General features: G+C 59.1%; 10 protein-coding genes. 4 read left to right on the forward strand and 6 right to left on the reverse strand.

Annotation, left to right across the window (positions count from 1 at the left end; genetic code table 11):
• Positions 1-191 precede the first annotated feature (191 nt).
• Together NW863_RS01990 and purN are read right to left on the reverse strand one after the other, a co-directional pair.
• The gene (locus NW863_RS01990) at positions 192-950 is read right to left on the reverse strand and encodes a PIN domain-containing protein (RefSeq protein WP_414364090.1); all 759 of its coding nucleotides are present in this window, start codon (positions 948-950) and stop codon (positions 192-194) included.
• Between the two features lie 26 nt (positions 951-976).
• Positions 977-1,639 carry a phosphoribosylglycinamide formyltransferase gene (purN, locus tag NW863_RS01995; protein ID WP_414364091.1) on the reverse strand — a complete coding sequence of 221 codons (663 nt, stop codon included), beginning with the start codon at positions 1,637-1,639 and terminating at the stop codon, positions 977-979.
• A gap of 218 nt (positions 1,640-1,857) precedes the next feature.
• Between purN and NW863_RS02000 the strand changes: the two genes are divergently transcribed.
• From NW863_RS02000 to NW863_RS02015, 4 genes are all read left to right on the forward strand, one after another.
• Positions 1,858-2,328, forward strand: a complete 471-nt coding sequence (locus NW863_RS02000) for a hypothetical protein (protein ID WP_414364092.1) — start codon at positions 1,858-1,860, stop codon at positions 2,326-2,328.
• A gap of 9 nt (positions 2,329-2,337) precedes the next feature.
• A complete protein-coding gene (aat, locus tag NW863_RS02005; protein WP_414364093.1) occupies positions 2,338-2,910 on the forward strand; it encodes a leucyl/phenylalanyl-tRNA--protein transferase in 573 nt (190 codons plus the stop codon).
• A 96-nt stretch (positions 2,911-3,006) separates the two neighbouring features.
• Entirely contained in the window at positions 3,007-3,189 is a 183-nt protein-coding gene (locus NW863_RS02010; RefSeq protein WP_414364094.1) for a DUF3285 domain-containing protein, read from the forward strand.
• Between the two features lie 136 nt (positions 3,190-3,325).
• On the forward strand, positions 3,326-4,459 hold the full coding sequence (locus tag NW863_RS02015; protein ID WP_414364095.1) for a histidine kinase: 1,134 nt from the start codon (positions 3,326-3,328) through the stop codon (positions 4,457-4,459).
• Here NW863_RS02015 and NW863_RS02020 read toward each other — a convergent pair.
• The 4 genes from NW863_RS02020 to NW863_RS02035 all read right to left on the reverse strand — a co-directional run bounded on the left by NW863_RS02020 (position 4,425) and on the right by NW863_RS02035 (position 9,841).
• Entirely contained in the window at positions 4,425-4,925 is a 501-nt protein-coding gene (locus NW863_RS02020; RefSeq protein WP_414364096.1) for a fasciclin domain-containing protein, read from the reverse strand. The genes NW863_RS02015 and NW863_RS02020 overlap by 35 nt on opposite strands.
• A gap of 125 nt (positions 4,926-5,050) precedes the next feature.
• Positions 5,051-6,361 carry a CO2 hydration protein gene (locus tag NW863_RS02025; protein WP_414364097.1) on the reverse strand — a complete coding sequence of 437 codons (1,311 nt, stop codon included), beginning with the start codon at positions 6,359-6,361 and terminating at the stop codon, positions 5,051-5,053.
• Between the two features lie 123 nt (positions 6,362-6,484).
• Positions 6,485-7,978 carry an NADH-quinone oxidoreductase subunit M gene (locus NW863_RS02030; RefSeq protein WP_414364098.1) on the reverse strand — a complete coding sequence of 498 codons (1,494 nt, stop codon included), beginning with the start codon at positions 7,976-7,978 and terminating at the stop codon, positions 6,485-6,487.
• 18 nt (positions 7,979-7,996) lie between these two features.
• Positions 7,997-9,841 (reverse strand): NAD(P)H-quinone oxidoreductase subunit F, encoded by a 1,845-nt coding sequence (locus tag NW863_RS02035; protein WP_414364099.1) that lies wholly within the window; start codon positions 9,839-9,841, stop codon positions 7,997-7,999.
• Positions 9,842-10,352: the final 511 nt, after the last annotated feature.

The raw sequence follows: 10,352 nt of genomic DNA on the forward strand, positions 1-10,352 counted from the left end.
TCCGGCACTTGGTTGTGCAACCAGCCGTTCATAAGCTGCTCCGCCTGGGCCTCGCTGAGGGATTGCCGCTCCAGCAGTTGGCCCAAGAGCTGGGGCCAAAGGTCAGCCGTTTCCGTCATGGGTCGGGATCCGGGTTTTTAGCAAGCTCTCATCCTAGCATAGGCCTGCCGGGGCTCTTTCGGCCAAAGCGGCTAGAGATCGCGCAGCCAAGGGATCCGAGACAGGGGCAGCCGCCGCCAGATCCCTTCGCTCCCTGCGGGATCCAGCAAACGCCAGGCCAGCAACCCTGCTGCCGAGAAGAAAGCCAAAGCCAACAGCAGCGCCAGCGAGTTTTGCACACTTTTGGAGGCGAATCCAACCGGAGATCTGCGTTGAACAGCTTGGGATCCCTTTTGGGCGGGGGAGGGTGGTTTTGCAGAAGTTGGGGAGGGACGCAACGGAGTAGCGGGAATGGGAGGCCCTGGCAGCCGCCTCCAAGCCATAACCACGGCCTGGGGGCGCTGGCGCTGGCGTATCCACCGGTTGAGCTCGGCCAGAGAGATAGCACAGAGGTTGGCAAGGCCCAGCTCCTGCACTCGCTCGACCAAGGGCCGGTCGTTGCTCACCACCACCACCAGGGATCCCGGCTGCTGTTGAGCCAGGGCATAGGCGCACTCGGCAATGGCCTGCTCCAGGCGGACTCGCAGCGACTGCTTGCCGGTGTTGGCTTCGCCCACTAAGGCGCGGGCTTCTGAGACGGCAAATCCCAAACTCGGCCAGTGGCGCAAGAAGGCGCGCGCTGTCGATTCTTCTGCGGGAACGATAGCCTGTCGGGTCAGGCGTTCTAGCTCCGCCATCACCGCCTGGGGCAGCACACACACCCCAAAACGGGCCCATTCCTGCCATAGAGCCGGGCGACCGGCCAGGATCGCAGGACTGTCGAAAACGAGCAACGGCGAGATTTCGGCCATAGGGGGCGCCAGCAGCGGGCTCACCCTCAATTGTGCCGCTTCTCCGAGAACTTGGGGAGGCGGGATCCCTCGGCCAGGCAGAGGCGGATGGCCAGCGGGTAGAGGCGGTGTTCCTGGGCCTGGATGCGCCGGTAAAGGGATTCCACCGTATCTTCCGGCAGAACCGGTACGGCTGCTTGCGCCACGATGGGGCCGCTATCCATTTCCAACGTAACCCGGTGGACGGTACAGCCGGTGATTTTCACGCCGTACTCCAGCGCCTGCTCCACGGCCCGCAGGCCCTTGAAGCTGGGCAAGAGGCTGGGGTGGAGGTTTAAAACCCGCTCCGGGTAGGCGGACAGCAACACCTGGGTCACCAAGCGCATCCAGCCGGCCATAATCACCCACTCCACCTGATGCTCCTGGAGCACTTGCAAGATGGCCATGTCCAGCGCCTCCCGGCTGGAATAGTGCCGATGGTTGAGCAGAATACAAGGGATCCCTCTTCGCTGCGCCCGCTGCCGCACGTAGGCGTCTGGATTGTTGGTGATCACGACGGCAATTTGCGCCCGTAGCTCGCCGGCATCGATGGCTTGGGCGATGGCCTCGAAGTTGCTGCCGTTGCCGGAAGCCAAGATGCCCAGGATCCCCGGCTGGGGCGGAGCCGGGATCTCGCCGGGGTCTGGCCAGAGTAGGTTAGGCAGGTCCATACGAACAACTCGAGGGAAAGTCCGCAGCCCCGCTATTTTAGACCCAGCCGACGCGAGAGATGCGCCAAGAAATGCTGCGATGGGGCAGGGGATCCCCAATGGGTGGGGGGGATTTTCTGGAGTTTCTGCAAAGATAGGCCAAGCCAATTCCAGGAACTGGGCCTGGATCTTTCGCAGGCTGGTCTAGATTGGGAAGGCATTGACCTTGGTCTGAGAGCATGGCTCCCTTGGGAAAGCGACAGCGGCGATTTTGGCTTTTTGGCCTGATCGTCCTTCTGGTCGGATGGATGGGATCCCTGACGCAAGCGCAGCAGGGCCTCACCCAGGCCCAGTTGGAGCAGGCCCAATACGTGCGCAGTTGCGGCACTTGCCATGTGGCGCTGCCCGCTCAGGTGTTACCCACCGAAACCTGGCGACGGCTGCTACAGGATCCCGGCCACTACGGCCAGCAGATCCAGCCCTTGACCGGCGTGGCTTTACAACTGGCTTGGGGCTATTTGCGGCCTAATTCCCGTCCCCTGCGCCAAGGGGAACCGGTGCCCTATCGCCTGGCTGAGTCTCGCTACTTCCGCGCTTTGCACCCGCAAGTGGACTTTCCTACGCCAGTGCGAGTAAGCAGCTGCGTGGATTGCCACCCCAAGGTCGAGGCGGGGGATTTCGCCAGCCTCTCGCCGGAATGGCAATCTTGAGGGAGGCCCATGGACATAGGCGCTATTCTGGCCGGATATGCCCAGGGCTACTTCCTGATGGCAGACGAAGAAACGGGATCCCTGGCCTGGTATGGCACTGAGCAGCACGCACTAATCCCTTTGGACGAGCGGTTTCACTGTCCCCGTTCGCTGCGGCCTTTGCTGCGCAGCGGTTGCTTTCAGGTGCGGATCAACCGTGCTTTTGAGCAGGTGGTGGAGGGCTGCGCTGCTCGTCCGAAAACCTGGATTAGCCCGCAGTTAAAGCAGATCTACCTTGCCCTGCACCGGGCGGGGTTTGCCCACAGCTTTGAGACCTGGCAGGGAGACACCTTAGCAGGCGGGATCCTGGGCATTGCTTTGGGGGCAGCCTTTATCGGCGAATCCATGTTTTACCGCATTCCCAACGCTTCGAAGGTGGCGCTGGTCAAGCTGGTGGAACACCTGCGGGCGCGGGGCTTTCGTCTCTTCGATGCCCAGTTGATGAGCCCGCACCTGGCTCGCTTTGGGGCTTTTCTCATGGACGGACGGGATTACCAGGAGCTGTTGCAGCAGTGCCTGCGGATCCCTTGCCACTTTGACTGAGCCAGGGCTCTGGGAGGCAGGGGGGGTATTTATCAACAACATGGGCGGATTGAGCTAGGTTAAAGGTAGTGCTCAGCTTTTGTTCCGGCCATCCCGATGTCACAGCCCTCTCCTGTCAGCTCCACCTCCGTTGAGGAGGGATCCTCGCCTCAGGTGAGCTATACCCGCCTGGCCATGCGCAACATGGTACGTAAAGGCAAAACCTCTCTCCTGCACTTCACCCTGACAACAGCAGGGTTGCTGGCAGTGTTGGTAGGGCTAGCCTACCTGTTTCACTGAGTTTACTCCCTTTGATGTTCCCTCCTAAACTTTTCCCAAGTGTTAGGAAGGTAAAGAACAGGCAGCGAGGGATCCCGGTTTTGTCGGCGGCAACCTCTGCTGCAGACTTCATCTTTGGCCCTTGGGACTTTGGCCTATGCAAACTTCGCTAGATCGCACCTCCACCCGCTCTGGCATTCGTTTACTGTTGTTTGCTCAGGGTCGAGCCAATATCGAGGAACTGGCGGAGCAATTGCGTCGGCACATCCAGGGGCTGCCCGGCCAGTATCCTGCCCATCTGAAGGTGGTACCGCTGGAGGAGCACCCCTACCTAGCAGAGCACTACAAGTTAGTGGTGACGCCAGCCTTGGTGAAAGCGGAGCCTCTGCCGGCTCAGGTCTTGGCAGGCGAAGATCTGGCGACGCAGTTGGAAGTGTGGTGGCCCCGCTGGCAGGGTCAGGCGGCTTTGGTTTCCCACCAGGAAGAGGCGGGTCAAGATCCTGCTCCTCCCCCAACCACCGAGGCGTTGTTGCAAATGTCGGAAGAGGTGTTTTCGCTGCGCCAGGAGCGCGCCCAACTGCGGGAGCAGTTGGACTTCAAAGACCGCGTTCTGGCCATGCTGGTTCACGATTTGCGCAGCCCCCTGACGGCTACAGCCCTGGCGGTCGAAACCCTACAGCAAGGGCGAGAGGGATCCCTGGACAAGGCGGTGGAGCGGCAGTTGTTCGAGCATGCCCGCCAGCAATTGCGCAAGATGGACAGCATGATCACCGACATTCTTGAGTCGGCCCGTGGCAGTGCCTCGGAGCTGCGGATTCGAGCCGTGGAAACTCAGTTGGCCAGCCTATGCCAGCCAGTGATCGAGGAGCTACTGCCTCGCATCCAAGCCAAGCAATTGCAGTTTCAAGCCGATATTCCGGTGGATCTGCCCACAGTTCACGTGGATCCCGACAAGATCCGCCAGGTTATTTTCAACCTGTTGGACAATGCCATCAAGTACACTCCCGCCGGGGGATCCATCCGCCTCAACATCCTCCACCGCACCAGCCAAAAGGTACAGGTGACCGTCAGCGACACCGGCCCTGGGATCCCGGAAGCCGACCAAGAGAACATCTTCTCCGATGCGGTGCGCCTATCCCGCGACCAACAGCAGGAAGGCTATGGCATCGGCCTTTCCCTTTGCCGTCGCATTGTGCGTGCCCACTATGGCCAGATTTGGGTGGAATCGATCCTGGGCAAGGGCAGCAGTTTTCATTTCACCTTGCCGGTGTATCGACTCTGCGGTCGCTAGCAAAGCTTTGGCCCTCGCTTTTCCCTGTTTCTCCCGAGAGCATGATCGGCCAGAACCAGTGGGGGCGCATCAGGATCACGGTGTCGATGACGTGAATGATGCCGTTGTCGGCTTCGATATCCGCCTGGATAACGGTGGCATTGTTCACTTCAAACACATCCCCTTCGATAAACAGATCGATGGGGGATCCCTCCACGGAGCCTACACTTCGATACTTAGCCAGATCCGCCTTTTTCAGGCGACCGGGCACCACGTGGTAACACAAGATGCGGGTCAGTTGGGGGATATTTTGCACCAGGGTGGTAATGGTGCCGGGGGGCAACTTGGCGAAAGCTGCATCCGTGGGGGCGAAAACCGTAAAGGGGCCGGGGCCTTTCAGAGTATCCACCAAGTTTGCCGCTTTCACGGCTGTAACTAGGGTGGAGAAACCCTCAGCAGAAACGGCAATATCGACAATATCAGGCATGGCCGAGATCCTTATTTTCTGAAAGTTGGGATGATAGGAAAGCCAAAGAAAGAGGCAGTTGCAGAGCTACCTAGCCTGAACACAATCGAGAAGGGGAAGGGTCAATGCCTGGCACTTGAAGTCGGCTAGCGATAGTTCTGATCCTGAATGTAGGCCAGGCGGGCTGCTTCTCGGATCCCGTATTCTGGTCGGGTGAAGCGATTGAGTTGTCCCTCAAAATAACGGCGGTTCATCATCAAATGCCGCGGATTGGGATCGTCCAAAGGATAGAGAAAAGCTGCCCTCCCCGCCTGGATCACGGCTGAGGTAACGTTGTACATGGAGCGCTGGAAGCTGATCCCAAGCTGGATCAGCATGTCATCTTCACCGCGGCAATGCTTGCGGTAATACTCCACCAAATACTGGGGCAAAAAGTGGTACATATCCTGGTGCAAAAGCGTCGGCGGGATCCCAGCAGTGGCCACCGGAAACTTGTCGGCGTAGAGGATCCCATAGTGGAAGTCCAACTGGTTGGTGGGAACTTCGTTGGCCTGGGCGTTGTAGGACTTGGTGCCGCGGAAGGGAGAGGTGCGATAGAACACGGCCTCTACGTAGGGGAAAGCCGCCTCGTAGAGCCAGGTAAATCCCTTGGATTTGGGCACAATATCGTACCATTCTCCGCGAATGCGCACCCGGTGGTAGATGGGCCGCCCGGCAATGGCGAAGATTCCGTTGACCAAAAAGTTCATTGCCTCCGGCACGCTGGTGATTTTGCCCTCGTCATAGAGATCGCTCATCTCAAAAAAGACGGGAGCCATCACCTCCCAAAACAGGCCCAGCACCGAATACATGGTGGCCTGGCGGCAGAGTTCCAGAAACATGTCTGGAAAGAGCTTGTACAGGCCGGTCAAGAGAGGATTACCCTGACAGTAGGCGCGGATGGCGCGGTCGGCATTTTGCTTGTACTCTTCCGAATCCATGTAGGGATCCAACAGGCCCCCCATATCCCGGTGCCAGAGCATGGCCCGCATACATTCTTCGGCAAATTCCATGTTGATGCGGTCATGCCAGAGGTGATGCAAAATCCGCGGCAGCTTGCGCTTGAGCTCCCCTTTTTCCATGAACTCCAGAAGTTCCGGGTGGGCCGTGGCGGGGCCGCGCCAAATGCGCAAATCGGCATTATCTCCCGCGTAGTGATTGGCCAGCTTTAGGTATTCTTCGGGAATGATGTACTTAAAAAAGGGCAAGGGATCCACAAACACCTGCTCGGCAATGTAGAGCAGATCCCGCCAGTAGAAGTCCATCGGCACCGCATAGGCTTTGTAAAGGCCGATAATTTGCATCAGGTTTTCCGGCGTATCCGGCAGCATGGATCCCCCCGCTTCGAGGCGGTGGACTACATCCGCAAAAGGGTGGGTAGAAGGGGGAAGCTTGCGGGTTGTGAGGGTTGTCGTCATGGAAGAAGTCTCCAACTCTTCAAAAGCTCTGGATCCTTGCGGCCATCCGTCGAGATCTCAATTCGGTCTTGGACGCTTCCTGGAAGTTCTCCGATTGCTTTGATCGCCTCCCGAGAAGGTGACCTAGGGAGAATGGGCAAAGTCACCGGCTGAGGCCAGGATGAGGGTTTGGGCCTGAGCCACCTGGGTGGATAGAGTAAACGCCAACGGTTGCGGCCATTTCACCAGGTTCATAGGCTGGATCCCAAACCAGACGATCAAGGCAGTTAAGATAAAGCCCGGGATCCGCTCCCAACCTTGCACCCGCGGGTAGTAGGCGGTGCGGTTGTCCAATTTGCCGAAGCAGGTGCGGTTGAGCAGGATTACAAAATACACCGCCGTCAAGCCGGTGCCGCAGATGCTGATTAAGGTGGGCAAGGGAAAATCCTGGTAGCTGCCCTGGAAGATCAAAAACTCCGCCACAAAGCCCACCAAGCCCGGGATCCCGGCGCTGGCCATGCCGCCCAAAATCAGCAGGGCACTCACGGTGGGCAGGCCGCGCAGGGGATTGAGCAGGCCGTTGAGCACGTCCAGATCCCGCGTTCCCACCTTGCGCTCCACCAGGCCCACCAGATCAAACAGCAGCGCCAAAATCAGGCCGTGGGAGATCATCTGCACCATCGCCCCCGTCAGGCTAATCGGTGTGGCCGCCGCCATGCCCAGCAGGATATAGCCCATATGGCCAATGGAGCTGTAGGCCACCATGCGCTTGATGTCTTTTTGGGCGATGGCTGCCAAAGCTCCCGACAGCACAGCAATGGCCCCCCACCAGGCCAGGATCTCGCCCAGATCGGCCCAAGCTTGGGGAAACAACTGCAGCCCAAAGCGAAACAGACCATAGGTACCCAACTTGGAGAGCACCCCACCCAGCAGGATCGCCACCGGCGGCGAAGACTCGCCGTAGGCGTCGGGCAGCCAGGTGTGGAGAGGCACCAGCGGCATCTTGATGCCAAAAGCCACAATCAACGCCAAGAGTGTCAGGGTTTGGGCAGCAGGGCCCAGAGAGCTAATGCGAATCTCGGCCAGCTCAAAGGTATGGGGATCCCCTAGCCAGTAGATGGCCAAAAACGCCCCCAACAGGAAGATGGCAGAGACAGCGGTGTAAATCAAAAACTTGATGGCGGCGTAATCCCGCTTGGGGCTGCCCCAGATGGAAATAAGCAGGTAAATCGGGATCAGCACCAGCTCGTAAAAGAGGAAAAACAAGAGCAGGTTCTGAGCGGCAAAAGCCCCGTTGACCGACCCGCTCATGAGCAAAATGCAGCCGTAAAAGAGATTGGGCCGCTTCACTTCCGGCTCCGCCGTCAGAATGGCGATGAGGGTGAGCAGCCCGTTCAGGGCCACCATCAACAAAGACAGCCCATCCAAGCCCAGGGAGTAGCTCAGCCCAATTGGCGGGATCCAATCCCACCGCTGCTCCCACTGCAAGCCGGTCGCCTGCAAGTCGAAGCGGGTAAATAGGAACAGGGAGATGGCCAGCGGGATCGCGGCCAAGACCACCGCCAGCTTTCGCCCTCCCAAGCCCAGGAACAGGAGCAGGGATCCCAAGATCGGCAACACAATCAAGGCACTCAGCATGGTTTCTACCCCCTCGATCTACCCAAGCCTAGAAAACCACCAACCCAGCAGGGCCACCCCCACCACAATGGTCAGCACATAGGCCTGCAACTGGCCGGAGGTGGTGTATTTCAGGACTTGGCCGCCTGCCAGCACCACCAAGCTGGTCAAATTCACCAAGCCGTCCACCACGTAGCGATCAAAGAGAGCCGTGACATCAGAGATGATGCGCACCAAAAACACCACACTGGCTCGGTAGAGCTTGGGAGTGTAGAAGTCGTTGGCCAGCAGATCCTGCCAGTCAGCCAAGAAAGCCCAGTCCACCGGCCGCCGCTCCCGCGGTAGGTACAGCCAGGCTCCCAAGGCGATGCCCGCCAAGCTGGATCCCGTCATCACTCCAACGGGGATCCCTTCTAGGGTGGGAATGAGATCCAGCGCCGCCAGGATTATAGGCATGTGCAGCGCCACTCCCATGGTGACTGTGCTGGGCAACATCATTGGCCAATGCACCTCTGGGGAACGCTCGCTCATCTGCTGCGGCTTACCCCCCCAAACCAGGCCGAAGACCCGCGTCAGCCCCAGCGCCGTCACCGCATTGGTAACCAGCACCACTGCCGCCCACAGCACCTGCCCCGATTGCGCCAACTGCTGCCACAAATCTGTCAACACCCAGAAGGAGCCAAAAGGCGGCAGAGCCACCATGCCGGCCATCCCCGTCAAAAAGCACAGGCCGGAGATGGGCCGCCGCGACCACAAGCCCCCCAGGTAGCGCAGATCCTGGGTAATGCTGTTCCAGATCACCATACCCAGCGCCATCACCAGCAAGGCCATCGCCGGCGCATAGGTAAGCAGCAGTTGGTAGGCCTGTTGGGTGTGTCCTGTGCCCACTGCTACAAAGATCAAGCCCATGTAGGCGCTCACCAGATAGGACAAGGCCCGCTTGGCATCAATTTGGGCCAGAGCCACGAAGGCTCCCCCCACCGCTGTCAGCCCCCCGATCACCAGCATCACTCGCAACACCGTTGGAGAAAGAGCATAGAGCGGCTGCAGCCGAATCAACACCCAAGCTCCCGTGCCCACCACCACCGAGTTGCGCAAGATCGAGGCCGGGATCGGCCCCTCCATCGCCTCATCCAGCCACAGGTGCAGCGGGAACTGGGCACACTTGCCCACTGGGCCGGCCAACAACCCCAGCCCTGCCAAAGTGATCAAGGTCGGATCTACAGAGATAGCTCCTGCCTGCACCGACTTTGCCCAAGCCGTCAAGTCCTCAAACTCCCAGGATCCCGTCAGAGGGTAGATGGCGATGACCCCCATCAAGAGCAACAGGTCGCCAATGCGCTTGGTCAGAAAAGCATCCCGCGCCCCTGTTACCACCAGCGATTGGTTAAACCAAAAGCCCACCAACAGGTAGGTGCCCAAGGTCAGGATTTCGAGGATGACGTAGCTAAAAAACAGGGAGTCGCACAAGGCCAGAGCGCACATCCCCCCCTCAAATAGGCCCAGCAAGGAGAAAAACCGCGCCCAGCCCCAGTCCATTTCCATGTAGCCAAACCCATAGATCTGGGCCACCAGGTTTAGCGCTGTCACCACGGCGCAGGCCCCCAGCGTTAGCGATGAGGCCTGCAGCGGCAGCTCCAATACCAGATCCCCCACCTGCAGCCAGGGCAGCCGAATCACTTGCGCCGGCTGATCCCAAATTGCCACCAGCGCCCCCACACTGTGCAAAAACGCCACCAAGGTCAGCAGCGCATTGAGATAGCCCGCTGGTCGGGGGCCGGTGCGCCGGGTAATCCCAGGGGACCAAATCAACGCCCCCAGCCATGCCACTAGCGCATAGAGGGGAATTAACCACGCGGTTCTGACCAGCCCGTCCAAACTCATACTCCTCCTTAGGGCCAGGGAGCCTGCCTGACCCCATCGCTAGCTGAGATCCTGTAAAAAATCTTCAAAGGCATCCTAGCGGCAAACCAGGATAGACAAAAATCGAATTTTCCGATGAAGGCTATAGACTCCAGTCTATCTGGGAAAGCAGAAACCTTCTCTCAGGCAACCCAGGCAGGAACCGTTGCCAGAGGGCTCCGCGTGCAGGGCGCCTCGGCCAAGTTACAGCTTGGCGCAAAAAGTAGAGGGATCCCCTTTTCCTCTGGGGATCCCTGCTGAGCTTTGCATGTCATCGTCGATTGACACTCCCCCGACTTTAGTCGGGGGATTCTTACACAGTCGACAGACAGACTCGCAAAAGCACTCTTAAGACGCCCCTAGACAGTTCCTTGAAACCCAGTCTCAAGGTTCCGCTTACTTGTTGACTGACAGCACTGTCCGGATCCTTCACCGGGGTGGGTTTTTGCTTAGAATTGGGGCATTGGCGAGCGACTCAAGTCGCTCAAGGACT

The organism is Synechococcus sp. B60.1 (assembly GCF_047462555.1).
Lineage (GTDB): Bacteria > Cyanobacteriota > Cyanobacteriia > Thermostichales > Thermostichaceae > Thermostichus.

Excerpts from the sequence above, each read along its gene's own strand:
- NW863_RS01990 (WP_414364090.1), bottom strand. The coding sequence starts at position 950 with ATGGCCGAAATCTCGCCGTTGCTCGTTTTCGACAGTCCTGCGATCCTG.
- purN (WP_414364091.1), bottom strand. The coding sequence starts at position 1,639 with ATGGACCTGCCTAACCTACTCTGGCCAGACCCCGGCGAGATCCCGGCT.
- NW863_RS02000 (WP_414364092.1), top strand. The coding sequence starts at position 1,858 with ATGGCTCCCTTGGGAAAGCGACAGCGGCGATTTTGGCTTTTTGGCCTG.
- aat (WP_414364093.1), top strand. The coding sequence starts at position 2,338 with ATGGACATAGGCGCTATTCTGGCCGGATATGCCCAGGGCTACTTCCTG.
- NW863_RS02010 (WP_414364094.1), top strand. The coding sequence starts at position 3,007 with ATGTCACAGCCCTCTCCTGTCAGCTCCACCTCCGTTGAGGAGGGATCC.
- NW863_RS02015 (WP_414364095.1), top strand. The coding sequence starts at position 3,326 with ATGCAAACTTCGCTAGATCGCACCTCCACCCGCTCTGGCATTCGTTTA.
- NW863_RS02020 (WP_414364096.1), bottom strand. The coding sequence starts at position 4,925 with ATGCCTGATATTGTCGATATTGCCGTTTCTGCTGAGGGTTTCTCCACC.
- NW863_RS02025 (WP_414364097.1), bottom strand. The coding sequence starts at position 6,361 with ATGACGACAACCCTCACAACCCGCAAGCTTCCCCCTTCTACCCACCCT.
- NW863_RS02030 (WP_414364098.1), bottom strand. The coding sequence starts at position 7,978 with ATGCTGAGTGCCTTGATTGTGTTGCCGATCTTGGGATCCCTGCTCCTG.
- NW863_RS02035 (WP_414364099.1), bottom strand. The coding sequence starts at position 9,841 with ATGAGTTTGGACGGGCTGGTCAGAACCGCGTGGTTAATTCCCCTCTAT.